Genomic DNA, 17,282 nt, shown 5'->3' with positions numbered 1-17,282 from the left:
AAATGACTGAATTTGTAACGAAACCAGGTGTGAAAAACCTACATCATAAAGGTGAAAAATTAATTACAACACACTGTTGCTACTGTGGTATGCAGTGTGGGATGCATATAAGACTAAATGAGAAAACGAAAGAAGTTGTCGGTGTTGAGCCTAGGTATGACTGGCCGGTAACACTCGGAAAAATGTGCCCGAAAGGGGTTACTGCTTATCAAACGGTTGATCATGAAGAGCGTATTACAAAACCTTTAATCAAGAAAAATGGAAAGTTTGTTGAAAGTAGCTGGACAGAGGCTCTTGACTTAATCGAAAAGAACTTCAAAGGCTTGCAAGAAAAACATGGCAACGATGCACTGAGTGTATTTGGTGGTGTATCGATGACTAATGAGAAGTGTTACCTTGTTGGGAAATACGCACGAGTTGGACTAGGAACAAGGTTTGTCGATTATAACGGACGATTCTGTATGTCATCTGCAGCAGGTGGATTTATGAAAACATTAGGTATTGACCGAGGATCTACATTACCATGGCCAGAGCTTGAGCATACAGATTGCTTTTTTATGGCAGGTTCAAACACGGCAGAATGTCACCCAACTTCCATTCAATGGTTATGGAAAGCACGTGATAAAGGGGCCAAAATGATCGTTGCTGACCCCCGTGAAACACCAACAGCTCGAATCGCTGATGTTCATTTAGATTTAAAGGCTGGAACAGACTCGGCACTTGCAAACGGTATGCTGCACTTACTCATAAAAGAAGGGTATGTAGACCAGCAGTATGTAGATGAAAGATGTAATAACTATGAAGAATTGAAAGCTTCAGTAGAAAAATTCACACCAGAATATACTTCCGAGATTACTGGTATTGTGGTAGAAAAACTGATAAAAGCCGCTCACATTTATGGTCAGTCACCTCGTTCAGTCGTTATGTTTGCTCGTGGTGTTGAACAGCAAAGTAAAGGGGTCGACAACGTTACATTATATACGTCAATGGCATTACTACGAGGCCAAATTGGTAAATTCGCCTCAGGTGTTGCGACGTTTACAGGACAAGGAAACGGTCAAGGCGGACGTGAGCATGGACAAAAAGCAGATGCCTTACCAGGTTACCGAAAAATTGATAACCCAGAGCATGTCGAGTACGTTTCAAGTGTATGGGGCATTGATCCATCAGAAATGCCAAAAGCAGGAGTTTCAGCATACGAAATGTTCGGTGAAATTCAAAAAGGAAACATACGCGCAATGCATGTCATTTGTAGTAATCCTGCAGTATCTGCACCAAATAACAATTACATTTGGGATAGCTTCAAAAAATTAGACTTTATGGTTGTCAGTGACTTCTTCTTATCAGAAACAGCTGAATTTGCAGATGTTGTTCTTCCAACTACGACATGGGCAGAAGATGAAGGAACGACAACAAACCTTGAAGGACGCGTTATCCGAATCCGTAAGGTTAAAGATCCTGTTGGTGAGTCGAAGACAGATTGGCAGATCATGAACTTAATTGCAGAACGTATGGGTAAAAAGAAATATTTTAATTATGAAAGTGTTCCTGAGATTTTCGAAGAATTCAAGTTAGCATCTAGTGGTGGAAAAGCAGACTACTATGGAATGACTTACGATCGAATTGAAAAAGAAGATGGTATCTTTTGGCCATGTCCTGAAGAAGGGCACCCTGGAACACCAACGATGTTTAAAGATTCATTTGGAACACCAGATGGCAAAGCAAACTTACCTGCTGTCGATTGGCAAGAGCCAGATGAAAACCCAGACAACGAGTATCCGCACACATTAACAACAGGACGTGTCGTGTTCCACTATTTATCAGGTACACAGACAAGAAGAACGAAATTCTTAATGGAGAAATGTCCTGAACCATATGCGGAAATGCACCCAGCTCTTGCATCACAATATAACCTACAAGACGGAGAAGACATTGTTTTAGAAACGAAACGAGGATCCATGACTTTAAAAACGAGACTTACGAAGGCGATTCGTGAAGATCATATCTTTGTTCCTTATCACTGGGGGAAAGAGCTTTCAGTTAATAAGCTTACAAACCCTGCGTTAGACCCAACATCAAGAATGCCAGAATTTAAAGTGTGTGCCGTCAAACTCAAAAAGGCATAAAGAAAAAGCTGGAGGAGGAAACGAACATGAAAAAAGTAATGTATTTAGAATTTGAGCGCTGTATCGGTTGTCGATCCTGCCAAGCTGCCTGTATTGAGTGTGGCGGGCACGATGGCAAGGAACGAAACTACGTAGAATATCTTGATTTCTTTGAAAGTCGTCAAACATTCCCAATGATGTGTATGCAATGTAAAGATCCTGCATGTGCGAAAGTATGTCCGGCAAATGCGATCCAAATTACTGAAGAGGGTGTCGTATTATCAGCGATGGAAGAAAAGTGTATCGGTTGTCGTAACTGTACATTTGGCTGTCCATTTGGTATTCCGAAATTCGACTTTGAAGAAAACAAAATGTACAAATGTGACATGTGTTATGACAGAAGTAAACATGACATTGCACCAATGTGTGCTTCCGTTTGTCCAAGTGATGCGATCCGCTTCATTGATTACGATGAAATGATGGAGCTTCGTAGAAAACGTACGAGAATGAATTTAATTGAAGGAAAGAAGCCTTCTGAAAATGATAAATGGCAATATGTACCGGAATTTTTCGGAGTGTACTCAGATTAAAGAAAGAAGAAAGAGGTGACAACAAATGTCAAAAGAATGTAAAAAAGCAAGAAACATGAAGCGTTCAAAGGACGATATGGTCAACCTCATTGACAATGTAGAACAAAAGGACGATATGACATATAATCGCCGTGCATTTATAAAAACAGCAGTTGGTGCTTCAATGGCTTTAGGTTTATCTACTGTACCATTTAGTGTTAGAGCAATGATTGGTATTTCAGAACCAGATTACGATCGTGTAGAAATTGCTCGTCTAGAAGATATACCAAAAGGTGAGTCTGTCAAATTTAATTACCCGACAGAAGATGACCAGGCGCTTTTAGTTCATACAGTCAATGGAGAACTTGTAGCATATAACTCAGCTTGTACACATCTAATGTGTCCTGTATTTTATGAAAAAGAGCAAGATGTTCTCCTATGCCCATGTCATTCTGGTTACTTTGATGTTCAAAATGGGCACCCAATTAAAGGTCCGCCACAACGTGAATTACCACTGATTGAAATTGAAGTTGATAACGGAGTTGTGTATGCGGTAGGGAGGCAGTATCGCCATGGGTAAAAAAGGATATCTAGTGATACTTTTTATAACACTGGCAGTCAATGTTGTTATGTTGCAATGGACAATCGATTCATTTTTAGGCAGAGAGTATGAAAAAATTATGATTTTTTCAGGAGTAGCAATTGTGATGTCATTTGTAGCTCTGATGGCATACTTGCAATGGAGAAAGATCGAATATAAATCTTAGCTAAAATGTGAATAGGGGGAGGAAAGTCAAATACTCCCCCCTTAAAAAAATTAGTTTACCATTAAATTTGAACATTTTGTGAAATGTTGAACATGAAGGGGGAGGGATTTACATGGCTAGAATAAAGACATGGAACCCTGAAGATGAACAATTTTGGGGAAAAGAAGGAAAAAGGCACGCAAGACGAAATTTATGGGTATCGGTACCGGCATTATTTTTAGCCTTTGCTGTATGGCAAATTTGGTCGGTTGTAGCCGTAAATTTAAACGAAGTAGGCTTTAACTTTACTGAAGGTGAGCTATTCTTATTAGCTGCACTTCCAGGATTAACAGGTGCAACGTTACGAGTGTTCTATACATTTCTTGTTCCAATATTCGGAGGGAGAAACTGGACAGTTATTAGTACAGCCTCTCTATTAATTCCAGCAGTCGGAATTGGTATTGCTGTACAAAATCCGGAAACGAGCTTTTTAACAATGGCGATCTTAGCGGCACTTTGTGGTTTTGGTGGCGGTAACTTCGCATCAAGTATGTCTAATATCAGCTTCTTCTATCCAAAGAAAGCGAAAGGTACTGCACTTGGTATTAACGCAGGAATCGGTAACTTAGGTGTTAGTGCTGTTCAATTATTATCACCATTAGTTATTACAGTAGCGATGTTCAGTACATTTGCAGGAGCTCCTCAATATTTAGGAGACGGAACGGCAGTATACATGCAAAACGCAGCATTTATTTGGGTCATTCCAATCATTATTACAACAATTGCCGCATTTTTCTGGATGGATAATCTTCCTGGTGTTAGTGCGTCATTTAAAGAGCAAGCAGTTATTTTCAAAAACAAACATACATGGATTATGACATGGTTATATACAATGTGTTTCGGTTCATTTATCGGTTATGCAGCAGCGTTCCCATTACTTACGAGAACTGAATTTCCTGAAGTAAATGCTTTCCAATTTGCGTTTATCGGTCCATTACTTGGTGCATTGATCCGTCCGGTAGGAGGTTGGTTATCAGATAAATTTGGTGGTGCCTTTATCACATTTTGGGATATTGTCTTAATGATCGTTTCAACATTAGGTGTTATGTACTTCTATAATGCGGGTAACTTTACTGGATTTTTAATTATGTTTATTATTGTCTTTATTTCAACAGGTATTGCGAACGGGTCGACATTTAGAATGATTCCATTCATCTTTAACCAAAAAGAAGCGGCAGCAGTATTAGGTTTTACATCAGCGATTGGTGCTTATGGAGCATTTATTATTCCTTCTGTGTTCGGCTGGTCGATTGAATCAACAGGAACAGCGAACTTAGCGTTAATCTTATTCATCGTTTATTATCTCATCAGTTTAGTGGTCAACTGGTACTTCTATTCTAGAAAGAATGCAGAAGTGAAATGTTAACGGCAAAAAAATAAAGGAGATGGGCGTCGTATGAAAGCGAAAGAATTGTTTCAATTTAAAAATGAAAGAACAAAAATGTTACACCTTACATGGATTGCTTTCTTTGTCTCCTTCTTTGCTTGGTTTAACATGGCACCTTTAGCAGGGACGATGGTCCAGTCAGTAGGGTGGCTGACAATGGACCATATCGCTGCTCTAGCAATCTTAAATGTTGCGTTAACGATTCCAGCGCGGATTATCGTCGGAATGCTCCTTGATAAATATGGACCTCGTAGAGTATTTTCGATCCTATTAATAACAATGGCGATTCCTACTTTCTTTTTTGCTTTTGGATCAAGTTGGATGCAACTATTTATTTCTAGGTTAATTTTGAGTAGCATCGGTGCTAGTTTCGTAGTCGGCATACGAATGGTTTCTGAATGGTTCCCACCGAAGAGTGTTGGATTTGCTGAAGGCTTCTATGCAGGCTGGGGAAATTTCGGTTCAGCGTTCGCTGCAATGGTGTTACCGTGGTTTGCAATCACTTTGTTTGGCGGTGATGATGGCTGGAGATATGCGATCGCATTTACAGGTGTCATTTGTATCGTGTACGGTGTCATCTATTGGTTCTCTGTAAAAGATACGCCTGACGGGAAAGTTTATCAAAAACCTCGTAAAATTGCAGCAATGGAAGTAAGCAGTTATAAAGACATGATTTGGCTCATTATTTGGACGGTACCACTTGCAGGTGCTTTAGGCCTATTATCTTGGAGATTGTATGACCTAGATTTTTTATCAGTTGAAGCGTTATATATTATTTGTACCATATTAGTTGTTGTTTCTGGTTATCAAATTTATCAAATTTTAAGAGTGAATTTACCTATTTTAAGAGCGGGTGTACCAGAAGATGATCGGTATAAATTCCGAAATGTTGCAGCTCTTAATACAACGTACTTTGCCAATTTTGGTGCAGAACTCGCGATTGTCTCAATGCTACCATTTTTCTTTCAATCGACCTTTTCGCTATCAGCAACAGCTGCAGGAATGATCGCAGCATCGTTTGCCTTTGTTAACTTAGTTGCAAGACCACTAGGTGGGTTGTTGTCTGATAAGTTGTCGAGCCGTAAAGAAGTCATGCTTCTCTATATGTTTGGAATTAGTATCGGTTTATTTACTATGGGGCTAATGAATAGTGAATGGCCATTATATCTAGCTATTGCTGTTACAGTCATGACTTCATTCTTTATCCAAGGGGCAGAAGGTGCAACATTTGCAGTCATTCCTCTTATTAAAAAACGATTGACAGGACAAATTTCAGGTATGGCTGGAGCATACGGGAATGTTGGAGCAGTTGTATACTTAACTGTATATACAATGGTTACACCACAAACATTCTTCTTTATTTTAGCGGGGGGAGCTTTCTTTAGTTTCGTATTTTGTTTCTTGTTCCTTGAAGAACCGAAAGGCTCTCATAGTGAAGAATATGAATTATCGTCTGTTGATCAAGCAGAAGCAGCTAAAGAAGCAAAAAGAATTTCATAGGTTATTAGAACAGTAGAGCATCCAATTTGTGATGCTCTTTTTCTATTGTGCAGTTGCATACGAAGTTTGGTGTAATTGTGAAAATTAGACGATGGCTGGAGATAATAAAGCCCGCTGAATTAATAAATTCAGTGCATTTTTTGAACTGATAAATTGTAAAGAAAGAAAACTAAAAAGATCACCAAAAAGATTTTGGTGATCTAACCATAAACAAATTTTCCTAAATACAACAATCTACGGTTCAAAAACGACCTTCATTGTTTGTTCCTTCTTCTTATTTGTTGCTGTGGCGATGGCTTCCCGATATTCTTCAAGTGAAAAAGTATGAGTAATAAGCGGTGACAAATCAACTTTCTTTTCTGCTATTAAATCAACTGCAATTTGTAGGGTACGTTTTTTTTCACCACGAAACTGTTCCGTACTATAGGCAAAGCTACCCTTAATCTCCAATTCGTTGAGCCAAATCATTGTCATATCAAGATTTTCCACGTAGCTCGCTAAACCTAGTAAGACAATTTTTCCACCTTTTCGTGCAAAACGTATGGCGTCATGTAAACTTTTCTTGTTACCAACACATTCATAAATAATGTCTGCACCGCCATGAACAATTGGTTCACCAAACACTGGATAAAGGACATCTGCTGCAAATGAGTTGGCTGCTTGAGAAATATATTCTTTCCCTTTTGTTACATAGATGACTTCATCAGCTCCGAATCGAGAAGCCATTTCTCCTTGAAATTTGTACTTTACGAGCGCTACAACTCTACATTTATAATCTAATGCACGTAAAGCAGCAATGACGCAAATACCAATTACACCAGACCCAATAACAAATACAGTATCATTTTCTTCAGGTGGATTTTGTAATACTGTATGAAGCGCACAGCTAAATGGCTCAATAAGTACACCGTTTGCATCATCGACACTTGATGGAAGTTTTATAATTTGGCTTTCATGAGCAACGACATGGCTACTCCAGCTACCACCCGTATCTTTACAAGTTCCAGTTAAAAGCCCAGGAGAAATCGAACCATTATTCATATGTTTACATAAGTTATCGTTCCCTTTTTCACACTCACTACACAATGGTGTGACACCTCTAGCCTTACATCCTAAAATCGGATCGATTACGACTCTTTCTCCTACTGAGAGGTGCTCAACGCTAGCGCCTTTATTTGAAACTGTTCCAACGATTTCATGCCCCATCGTAAATGGAAATGAGATAAAGGGTGAGGTAGCAGGACTATCTTTTAAGGAAATTAAATTTAAGTCGCTCCCACAAATCCCACCGTATTTGACTTTTACTTCAACCCATTCTTCATCAGGCAGCTTCGGTACGTCTACTTCTTTAAGTTGTAAACAAGATAGAGGAGAGTTTACGTAAAGGGATGGGTTTACTTTTCCCATCGCTTTACTTAAAGCATATTTTGGTATATTTAGGTCAAACTGGATGGCTTTCATTGAACCACCTTCTTTCGTATTCATTCCATAAATTATTTTTAAAGATGAATCAATTTCATAACTCAAAATATGATGCTAAATTCCGAATGATGAGTGTGAACTTCACTTAAGACGGACGCTTTCCCCCGCGCATGCCACAGGACGTGGCGTATAACGCGGTGGACGGACAGGACGTCCTAATGCCGCGCATGCCACAGGACGTGGCGTATAACGCGGTGGACGGATAAACTACAAAGCAGAGGAAGAGGCAGTGCTTATCGCCGATAGGCGGGCGCCTTGAAATTTTCTTATTGCATTGGGACTTGAGGAATGATTTTCCCTTCAATTCTTTCAAAAATATCTTTAAGGTCATGCCCTGTAATCGTGAGGCCGTGATTTTTTAACCCAATGACAGCTCGAGTAGGGTCTTCTGATTCACTGACTAATTTTGCGACGGATTTAGCAAGATCGACTGTACCACAAGGGTAATTAAATTCAGTTGCTTCAATGCCATCCATCCAAGCGTGAATATGGACAATCGCACCGACTCCGGGGTGCTCCTTATAGATCATCCAATGTTCAATCGCGTCGACGGATGCACGCTTTGGTGTAACGTTTGGAGGGATACTGACTTTCATTCTGTTATTTTCATCATCATAGCCACAGATGTAAAGAAAGTCTTTTCCGACCTCACTCATATTTGATTTATCAATTCCGCTTGCACTCATCCAAAAGCTGTTTTCATCTTTTCTCGCACTTAAATTTCCGTAGCTTAAACCTCCGATTCCATAAAGTTTCTTTAGATGGCGAATGTCTCTTTCTGACAGTACTTCTTCCAACGGAAATGGAGCAGGAAGAAGGTTCATCCGATCTAATTTTTTTCCAGATGCACGCAATGTTTCAGTAACTTCATCACCTGTCCAAAGAGGTTCAGGTAGATCTTCAGAAAAATCATTATCAATGACGAGCTTTGAGGCAGCTAGTGGCTTTAGACGTTTATAAATTTGCTGAAACAGTCCATCATTTTTTTCATCATGATAAAAGTTTATGCTATAACGTCCTTGTTCAGGAGTTAAAAAATAAATTTCTGTTTCATGCTTCTCTTTAACAATATACATTAAGTGATTGGCTAAACTTCTAATTAAATATGGATAGGCTTCCTTATGAATATCTTGCGGTGTTTCATCTGTTTCGACGACTGAAACAACAAATGTTCCTTGGGCTTTACGACGAAATGGTCGAGGGGACTCCGGGTCAATAACATGAAACACAAGGTTTATGTCATTAATAGGAGTATCGAAGTATGTATATCCCTCGTTTGTAAATGTTTCTCGAATGCCTTCAAGTAGCCATTTTGTGTGTTGACTTGGGGATTCACCTGTAATTGTAAAAGAGTTCATCAAAAATTCCCTCCAATTTAGAGTTTGGGAAATGGTGAGTCAATTTCCATCTTTAGGAATAATATCTTCAAAAATTACTAAAATTATACATAAGGGTTATTTATTTAGAGATTATAATGTATTGGAGGAAGTACAATGATTGGTTTTATTATAAATAGTCGTTCTGGTAACGGTAAGGGAGGGCGGGTATGGAAGCGTGTAGAACGATATATGATGGATAACGATTATCGCTTTATTGCTTGCTTTACCGAATCTGAAGGAGATGTGAAAGCAACAGTAAAAGATTTTGTTGAGAAAAAAGTAACAACGATCATCGCTGTTGGTGGTGATGGGACGATTCATCACGTGGCAAATGAGCTTGCTTATCAAGATGTTTCTCTTGGGGTAATTCCAGCAGGCTCTGGAAATGACTTTGCTAGGTCTTTAGGTATTCCAATGGATTGGATGAAAGCTTTAAAGAGAATATTAATTAATGAAACGAGGCAAGTTGACTTATTACACACTGGTAAGCAATACTGTTTAACCGTTACGGGGATTGGACTAGATGGGATGGTTGCTAAAAATGTAAATCGTTCTTCTTATAAACGTTACTTAAATCATTTTAAATTAGGTGGGTTATCATACGCCTTTTGCTTACTGGAAACTTTAAAAAGTTATCAACCAACGGATATCGAGTTGACGATAGACGGTGAGACTCAGAAATTTACTGATGTTTGGTTAGTTGCAGTAGCCAATGCACCAAATTATGCTGGTGGAATTGCGATATGTCCTGAAGCTTCATTTAATGATGGTCTCCTTGACCTTTGCATTGTACAAAGGATGTCGAAGTGGGAACTATTGAACTTGTTTCCGAAAGCATACAAAGGAAAGCATATAACAAAGGAGAATGTTACGATATTAAAGGGTAGGGAAGTACACATAACAAGTGAAAAACCAATATTTATACATAGTGATGGAGAACCTATGATGGAAAGTCCAATTAGTCTCCGTATAGAAAAAGATGCTCTTCGTGTTGTGTGAGAGCATCTTTTTTTCTTTACTATTTTTCGGTTAATGGATGGTTCGTTTCATAAAGCATTACAGGATCATATTCAAAAAGGTGTTCATACTCAAACAGGAAAAAAGAATAAACAGATTCAGTGAAAAAAGATCTTAGTTTTTCAAAGTCGACTTTCAAAAATATTCACCTCACTTGTTAGTATATTTTTGCCGTCTAATTGAGTAGGTGTTATGTGTTTTTAGTATGAGAAGTGGTGGACCAAAATATGTAAACGGCGATGAAGAACAGATTATGATTGATTGAAACAATACCTATTTAATGAATCTAAGCAAGAATGTATCAATTGAAAATGATTTGGAAAGATATTGTTAAGAATTGAGGGTGATACGACAGATTGTCAAGAAAGAGAGGAAATGACATGAAAGGTCGGCCAATCATATTTTCAGCTTCGATTGGACATGGACATAATCAAGCGGCTAAAGCAATCAAAGCTGAATTCGAAAAATACGGATATAAACCAAAAATAATAGACACATTTTACGATATTCATCCATTATTACATGCCTTTATGTTAAAAAGTTATATTCAATTACTAAAAATACATCCTTCGTTATGGAGAAGACTGTATTTTCGGGCGGAAGAAAAGCCACTATTTCTATTGTTAGACCGTTTCGGGACATTATTTGTAAATCAATTGTATGCAATGATTGAGAAACAAGGATGTCCTTTTATTATTTCTACACACCCATTTGTGACCGCTTTTTTATCTCGAATGAAGCATGTGAAAAAAATAGACATTCCTTTCTATACAGTGATTACAGATTTTGTATTGCATCCTGCTTACATTAGAGATGAGATTGATGGGTATTTTACTGCTTCATCTGAAATTGATTCTTTTACAAAAGATTATAATGTACATTCACATCGCTTTCATTCAACAGGTATTCCGATTTGTGAAAACACATGTTTTAATATGTCTCAATTGAATGCTAGAAATGAACTCGGACTACCTTACCGAAAGAAAATTGTATTAATCGCTGGTGGAGGAATTGGCCTAACAAATTACGTGAAGATTATTCAAAAGCTTGAACACCTTCGAGAACAAATACAAGTTGTTTGTATGGTCGGACATAACAGGAAAGTGAAAAGATATATTTATAATCAGCCTAGTAAACATCATATAAAGGTTATTGAGTTTACCGATCAGTTTCTACTTTATTTAAAAGCAAGTGATGTTATCATTTCTAAAGCAGGAGGATTAACATTAGCAGAAGCTCTTGCTTGTGAAACGCCGATCGTGATTTTTAACCCTGTTCCAGGCCATGAAGAGCATAACGCGCAATATTTAGACCGGGTAGGAGCAGCAATAAAAGTTGATTCTGAGGATGAGCTCTCACATATAGTGAAAGACGTACTCTACAAACCGTCATTTACAGAAAAAATCATGCTTAATGCCAATAAATTAAAACGACCTGATGCGGCTAACCATATTGTTGAAACGATCCTTATGTTAACGGAGGAAGAAGTCATTCAAGAGGCAAAAAAGAGTTGAACACTGTGTTCAACTCTTTTGTAAGTTTAAGTGGCACTAAACACTTTTATATGTTTAGGCAAGGCTTGAAACTTAAATTGATTTGTCGTTGCTTTATCGCCATCAAGGTTTAGCGAAACCTTATCAGGAATTGTAAAGGTTGCTGTCTGGATGTTCGTATGTCTAATAAATGGGTCACGCTTTTTAGGGCAATGTAGCATGATACGGAGTAGTTCACAAAAAAGGGCAAAACGGTTTGATTGATGACATATAAAAAGATGGAAGTACCCCTCTTTACAATCACTATTTAGTATTAAGCGTTCGAAAGGTCCAACCCCGTTGCCATTCATTACTAAAAATAAAGATAAATCGTTTATTTTGTTTGTATCATCAAACTCAACACATATTTGTCCTGTTGGCTTCGTTGTAAAAAAGTATTTCAAAAAGGACAAAATATAAGCCCACTCACCAATGTATGATTTTAAAAATGGTGAAGTTCGGTATGTTATGTCTGATAGCCAACCTGCTGATGCGATATTTGCAAAATATTTATTACCGAATTTGCCGATGTCTATCCACCTAAAATATCTTTTTGCAATCATTGAAATCGTATGATCTATATCCGTTGTCATTCCAATATATGTTGCAAACTCATTACTCGTCCCAAAAGGAAAGATACCAATAGGAGGACAGTTTTTTTCCTCTGCAATGATTTGTATTGTATAATTGATCGTTCCGTCTCCTCCAGCAATGAAGATTGCATCCCAATTTTCACTACAAGCTTTATTTATTAAAGGTTCATGACCAGTGAAGTTAGTTAAATAAAGAGTTGTTAACGTATAACCAAGTTCTTTGAGCTTTTTTTTGATTATAGGGAACTTTTTATGATATCTCTTTTTTCCGGAAGTTGGGTTGTAAATGACTAGGGCGCGCATTTGATTATTTCTCATAAATACCTCGTATATGATCTCTCAACAAAAAAGAGTGATTTTTTTAAATTTTTCCCTTAACGATTGATTAGCATACGTTAGTCTCTTTTTTAGAGCTCTGTCATTGTTTAATGTTGACCAATCATAAGTACTTTCAATAGATGCACCTGACTTGTAGAGGGAAGGGGAACGAGCGCTATGTGTTTCTATTGCAACTTTGTTTACTATGATAAAGCAACAAATTTTAACAAAGCTTTACAATAGAATGTGCTGTGACAAAATATTGAATGAAACCGTCATAAAATCTTCAAATTCATCGCCTTTATAACTATTTAAATAGTGATAATATAAAAATAGAAATAAAAGGAACAGAGAAGGAACGCTCTCGTCATGATATGCAATTTAAGAAGGACGAAGAAAGTAGGTTTTTATAATGGAAAAAAAACAATTACAAATGAAAAGGTTTTTTAATGAGTTATCTGAAGAAAATCAAAACCTATTGCTCTCATATGGCCTTGAAATTCATGAAAGAAGAGGGACCTTTCTTTTTTACGAAGGAGATTTCCCTGAACATGTCTACTTAGTACGTTCAGGAAAGGTACGCTTGAGTAAAATGACAGCCGATGGAAAAGAATTTTCCGTTCATTTAAAGCAAAAAGATGAACTTGTCGGAGAAGTTGGACTCTTCAATGAGATGGCAATTAGTGTAACAGCAGAAGTAATCGAACCAGCAACACTCATACGGTTTGACCGGCAGACGTTAGAAGCTTTATTCCGTGAAAATGGTGAAATTGCTGTTGCTTTTATGAAATGGTTCGCGCGACATACACAATCGACACAAGCAAAATTCCGTGACTTAATATTATGTGGGAAAACTGGAGCATTTTATTCAACATTAATTCGATTTAGTAATTCATATGGTGTACAAAAAGGAAAAGATATTTTAATAAATGTTCAATTAACTAACCAGGACATTGCAAATTATATAGGGACAACAAGAGAAAGTATTAACCGTATGATTAATGGACTAAAAAAAGATGGAACCGTATCGGTCGATAATGGGTACATTACGATTCATGATATACAGTATTTTAGAGACTTTTTACATTGTGGTGATTGTCCGGTAGAAATTTGTACGATTTAAAACAAAGGGCTGTTCAAGCCCTTTGTTTTTTTATAAGTGTTCAATCTCCCGATCGTTATCTACTAACAGAAACAAGCGTTTATAACACGAGTACGAAAACGGATGGTGACTTCAACATTCACAGAGGCAGGGGCTGTGTGTATTTGTCATTAGTACCTTGCGCTTTTGTTACCACTGTGTAATTGGTTCTACTTTTAATTCACCATAAAAAGATTCTTCACCGTCAGTAGTTAGCAATGTGCAGGAAATAACCGGTTGTGATGAGTCATCAATAGGTTGTTCTTTCTTAAAAGTTAATAGTAATCCTTCACCGAGAATCTCTTTTCCATGTAAGACAGCAACTTTTTGCCCTTCGAGTGAGCGATGCTTTGCTTCGTCGATAAATTCAACCCAATGTTCAAAACGATGATATATATATACAGGTTTACCTTCTTCATCGTAACCTAACTGAGCTCGTTCATCGTCAATCTCTCCTTGAACGTTATCAGCAATAAAACGAATGATTGTATTTGCTTTTTGACATTCTTCAAAAGAGACTTCATTTGGTAAGCTAAATAAAATTTTATGACTTTCTTCATCATGCGAAATGGTTATTTTCCGTGTAGATTGATTAGATAGTTGTTTAAAATAATTGGTTCCGTCAAATTTACAATTAAGAGGGGCAATAGTCTCATAAAAATGTATTTTGTCTTTATATGTGATGGTTGCATTAAGCATTAAAAATCCTCCTTCATCATTTCCGTTATGTATACTTTACCAAAATTATTTGTGAAGTGCTGTGTCAAACATCACAATAACCATTTTTACAGTGTTAATATAATTTATTTTCGCTTTGTGATGTGAATCACATAATTTTATTTATAGATCGATTAAAATGATAATAAGAGATCAGGTAAGAAAGAAGGGATTTAAATGAAATGGTATATACCGCGAGAGCATGGAGCTTGGGCAATGTTAATTGTTCCATATTGGATAGGTGCAGCAATTAGTGGGATCAATTGGTTTCACGCAATTTTCTTTATCGGTGTATTTTCCTTATATTTTGCACAAGGCCCACTACTTACTTTTGTTCGTAATTCTAAGCATAAAGATGTGTGGCCTGTATTTTCGATATATACAGTCGTAGGGTTTTTATTTACGGTTCCGTTTTTGTTTATGGAGCCAATGATTTTACTCATTGGAATAATGATTATTCCGTTATTTTCATTAAACGTGTATTTTGCAAAAACAAAAAGAGAGCGATTATTTATAAATGATGTTATTGCAATCATTGCATTATCATTGCTCTTATTGGTCGCTTACCAGCTTGGAGCAGGGATGATTGATTTAGGTGCTATTATCCATTTTCATTGGGTTGTTTTGTTTTTTATTTCTAGTGTTTTTCATGTTAAATCACTTATTCGTGAAAAGAAAAATGTTACGTTCCATAAATTTTCAAAAGTGTTTCATGTAGCAATCATTATATACGCAATGATTTTTCATTGGTATGCTGCAGCGTTAGCTTTTTCAGTTAGTGCATTAAAAACATATTTTGTTCCTAAAGAGAAACTAAAGAAACCTATGCAAATTGGGATCGTTGAAATCATTAATAGTGTCATTTTCTTTATTATTATTGTGATTAGTTACTACCTGATTTAATTTCTCATATTTTCACTTTAATTCGGGAATCATATTGATTGAATCAAAGTAAATGAGGTGAGATGATGGGGCAGCGGAGACAGTTTAAACCAGGTGATAAAGCACCAAACAATGGTTTTTATGTAGAAATTGGTGAAACAAGTAGTACAGTGAATAACCCGAAGCAAATAAAAATGAGAGCAGGAGACACGTTTCCTGAGACCGCTAATCAGGATCGAATATGGACGTACAAACGTAAACCTTAATGAAACGAGTCGCAGCGAATACGTATTTCGCTGCGACTCATTCTTTATGCTATGAGTATTTATATGTTAAGAGGATGAAGTTTTAAAAGTCAAAAAATCTTCTTATTTTATTTAAAAAAGAAGAGAACAAGATGTATATTCCGTGTATATCATAAGTAAAGGAGAAGCTTTAGACAAAGACTTTGGAGAGATTAGCGATGGGTATTAGTAAACGACATTTTCTAATAGATGAAAAAGATTGCCTCATTCATCTACCGGAGAAGCCAAATGGTTTTGCCATTTGTATCCTCGGTGATAAGCAACAGTATGTAAAACGTGAAACAAGTTATTGGCTCCAAAACCATGAACGAAAAGCTTTGCTCGAGAAACTCCTTGATGAAGGGTATACTGTCTTTTATTCGAATCACGAAGGCGTTCATTGGGGAAATGAGGATGCAACCTTACTATCAGAGAGATTAATTCAACAAGTTCTAAAAACGGAAATATTAAACAGTTCTATTCATGTTTTTGCAGAAGGTATGGGTGTATTGTTAGCGATGAACTTATTGAATAAAGGGTATTTAAACCTTCGCTCAGCCATCTTATTTAACCCTTGTTTTCATTTACAGCGTCATCATGCTGATGAGAAGTCGAATATTTTTTTCTATAAAAAGTTCAGACAAGAAATTAGAAAGGCTTATCATGTTCATGAAAATGAAATTGAAGGAGTTTTAGAAAAGCAAAAAGAAACTTATGAAAAGTGGAGCAGTGAAGTGCCACTACAGATATACCAAGCTGTATACCAAGCACCTTACTCTCCTGATTCGCATGTTCGTCCGTTCTTAGAAGAAAAAAAAGATCACTTTCAGTCAATTGAAACGACATTTTATATGCCTGGTAAATCAATCGATCAATTTATTAAAGGATTTGTAAGGTTTTTTCATAAACATGAAACAATTACAGCAGAAAAGTAATCATTCAAGATGATAAAATGTTTGTTGTATAGGTTTACAATAGGTGTTGTCTTTTCAGTTATGAAAAGGTAACACCCCTTTTTTCTATCTTTGGACAAGCATACTTTCATAAAAAAATCGACAAATATTGAACCTTTATCTTGTCATTCCTGAAACTCTTTGACATGATATTGTTTAGGTACGAGAAAGGAGGAGGCATCTATTTGAAACTTGTTTACGGACTTATTATTTTTTCATTAATAACGATTTTTAGTTACATCGTCCTTTTTCAAATATTTGGTTTAAATACGGGCATTTCGTTAATTATTGCATTATTATTTGGTGGATTAACTGAATGGCTCTTCTATCGAAGAAAGAGATAGGGTCACGTATAAGGCTCTTTTCGATAAATCGTTGTTTTTATCTATTCACAGAGTAGAAGGCAGCGACTCCAGTGTTTTTTACAAAAAGCAACACTCTTTACCTGCGACTAGTAATCACAGGAGCAATCTTTTAGAAAATGTACTTTTAAAGAAGGATATTCATTTAGCTTGTCGAAATATTATCATGGAATATGAAACATTCTTATTCGTAAAGACATGTATAATAAGAGAAAGACATAGTAATGGGTAGTAAAATAGTAGAGGAGAGTGTCA

17 protein-coding genes are annotated in these 17,282 nt (G+C 36.7%); 13 read left to right on the top strand and 4 right to left on the bottom strand.

What is annotated here, in order from left to right; genetic code table 11:
- Nucleotides 1–2: 2 nt before the first annotated feature.
- The 6 genes from fdhF to LGQ02_RS14130 all read left to right on the top strand — a co-directional run bounded on the left by fdhF (nt 3) and on the right by LGQ02_RS14130 (nt 6,367).
- Nucleotides 3–2,126 carry a formate dehydrogenase subunit alpha gene (gene fdhF / locus LGQ02_RS14155; RefSeq protein WP_226515003.1) on the top strand — a complete coding sequence of 708 codons (2,124 nt, stop codon included), beginning with the start codon at nt 3–5 and terminating at the stop codon, nt 2,124–2,126.
- Between the two features lie 26 nt (nt 2,127–2,152).
- The gene (locus LGQ02_RS14150) at nt 2,153–2,695 is read left to right on the top strand and encodes a 4Fe-4S dicluster domain-containing protein (protein ID WP_226515002.1); all 543 of its coding nucleotides are present in this window, start codon (nt 2,153–2,155) and stop codon (nt 2,693–2,695) included.
- Between the two features lie 25 nt (nt 2,696–2,720).
- On the top strand, nt 2,721–3,254 hold the full coding sequence (locus LGQ02_RS14145) for a QcrA and Rieske domain-containing protein (RefSeq protein ID WP_226515001.1): 534 nt from the start codon (nt 2,721–2,723) through the stop codon (nt 3,252–3,254).
- Nucleotides 3,247–3,441 carry a hypothetical protein gene (locus tag LGQ02_RS14140; protein WP_226515000.1) on the top strand — a complete coding sequence of 65 codons (195 nt, stop codon included), beginning with the start codon at nt 3,247–3,249 and terminating at the stop codon, nt 3,439–3,441. The genes LGQ02_RS14145 and LGQ02_RS14140 overlap by 8 nt, the downstream gene beginning before the upstream one ends.
- Nucleotides 3,442–3,553: 112 nt before the next feature.
- Complete coding sequence (locus LGQ02_RS14135) at nt 3,554–4,846, top strand: NarK family nitrate/nitrite MFS transporter (protein WP_226514999.1); 1,293 nt, start codon at nt 3,554–3,556, stop codon at nt 4,844–4,846.
- Nucleotides 4,847–4,876: 30 nt separating this feature from the next.
- Entirely contained in the window at nt 4,877–6,367 is a 1,491-nt protein-coding gene (locus LGQ02_RS14130) for a NarK family nitrate/nitrite MFS transporter (RefSeq protein WP_226514998.1), read from the top strand.
- Between the two features lie 234 nt (nt 6,368–6,601).
- Here the strand turns inward: LGQ02_RS14130 and LGQ02_RS14125 are convergent, their stop codons facing one another.
- Nucleotides 6,602–7,828: a zinc-dependent alcohol dehydrogenase gene (locus tag LGQ02_RS14125; RefSeq protein ID WP_226514997.1), complete on the bottom strand. Its 1,227-nt coding sequence runs from the start codon at nt 7,826–7,828 to the stop codon at nt 6,602–6,604.
- Between the two features lie 287 nt (nt 7,829–8,115).
- Nucleotides 8,116–9,207 (bottom strand): class II aldolase/adducin family protein, encoded by a 1,092-nt coding sequence (locus LGQ02_RS14120; RefSeq protein WP_226514996.1) that lies wholly within the window; start codon nt 9,205–9,207, stop codon nt 8,116–8,118.
- A 135-nt stretch (nt 9,208–9,342) separates the two neighbouring features.
- Here LGQ02_RS14120 and LGQ02_RS14115 point away from each other — a divergent pair, with 135 nt between their 5' ends.
- Entirely contained in the window at nt 9,343–10,227 is an 885-nt protein-coding gene (locus tag LGQ02_RS14115) for a diacylglycerol/lipid kinase family protein (RefSeq protein ID WP_226514995.1), read from the top strand.
- A 398-nt stretch (nt 10,228–10,625) separates the two neighbouring features.
- Nucleotides 10,626–11,759 carry an MGDG synthase family glycosyltransferase gene (locus LGQ02_RS14110; protein WP_226514994.1) on the top strand — a complete coding sequence of 378 codons (1,134 nt, stop codon included), beginning with the start codon at nt 10,626–10,628 and terminating at the stop codon, nt 11,757–11,759.
- A gap of 26 nt (nt 11,760–11,785) precedes the next feature.
- Here LGQ02_RS14110 and LGQ02_RS14105 read toward each other — a convergent pair whose 3' ends face one another.
- Entirely contained in the window at nt 11,786–12,688 is a 903-nt protein-coding gene (locus LGQ02_RS14105; RefSeq protein ID WP_226514993.1) for a diacylglycerol/lipid kinase family protein, read from the bottom strand.
- A 412-nt stretch (nt 12,689–13,100) separates the two neighbouring features.
- Between LGQ02_RS14105 and LGQ02_RS14100 the strand changes: the two genes are divergently transcribed.
- Nucleotides 13,101–13,811 (top strand): Crp/Fnr family transcriptional regulator, encoded by a 711-nt coding sequence (locus tag LGQ02_RS14100; protein ID WP_226514992.1) that lies wholly within the window; start codon nt 13,101–13,103, stop codon nt 13,809–13,811.
- A gap of 168 nt (nt 13,812–13,979) precedes the next feature.
- On the opposite strand, the gene LGQ02_RS14095 is transcribed toward LGQ02_RS14100, so the two are convergent.
- Nucleotides 13,980–14,528: a hypothetical protein gene (locus LGQ02_RS14095; protein ID WP_226514991.1), complete on the bottom strand. Its 549-nt coding sequence runs from the start codon at nt 14,526–14,528 to the stop codon at nt 13,980–13,982.
- A gap of 195 nt (nt 14,529–14,723) precedes the next feature.
- On the opposite strand from LGQ02_RS14095, the gene LGQ02_RS14090 reads away from it, so the two are divergent.
- The 4 genes from LGQ02_RS14090 to LGQ02_RS14075 all read left to right on the top strand — a co-directional run bounded on the left by LGQ02_RS14090 (nt 14,724) and on the right by LGQ02_RS14075 (nt 17,009).
- Nucleotides 14,724–15,449, top strand: coding sequence for a YwiC-like family protein (locus tag LGQ02_RS14090; RefSeq protein ID WP_226514990.1), 726 nt, complete (start codon nt 14,724–14,726; stop codon nt 15,447–15,449).
- Nucleotides 15,450–15,514: 65 nt separating this feature from the next.
- Complete coding sequence (locus tag LGQ02_RS14085; protein WP_226518324.1) at nt 15,515–15,694, top strand: YjzC family protein; 180 nt, start codon at nt 15,515–15,517, stop codon at nt 15,692–15,694.
- A 197-nt stretch (nt 15,695–15,891) separates the two neighbouring features.
- Nucleotides 15,892–16,647, top strand: a complete 756-nt coding sequence (locus LGQ02_RS14080; RefSeq protein ID WP_226514989.1) for a hypothetical protein — start codon at nt 15,892–15,894, stop codon at nt 16,645–16,647.
- Between the two features lie 203 nt (nt 16,648–16,850).
- Complete coding sequence (locus LGQ02_RS14075) at nt 16,851–17,009, top strand: hypothetical protein (protein ID WP_226514988.1); 159 nt, start codon at nt 16,851–16,853, stop codon at nt 17,007–17,009.
- Nucleotides 17,010–17,282: the final 273 nt, after the last annotated feature.

This window comes from Bacillus shivajii (genome assembly GCF_020519665.1).
GTDB classification, from domain to species: domain Bacteria; phylum Bacillota; class Bacilli; order Bacillales; family Salisediminibacteriaceae; genus Bacillus_CA; species Bacillus_CA shivajii.
The sequence above is the reverse complement of the archived record's forward strand: the minus strand, read 5'-3'. Positions and strand labels throughout refer to the sequence as shown.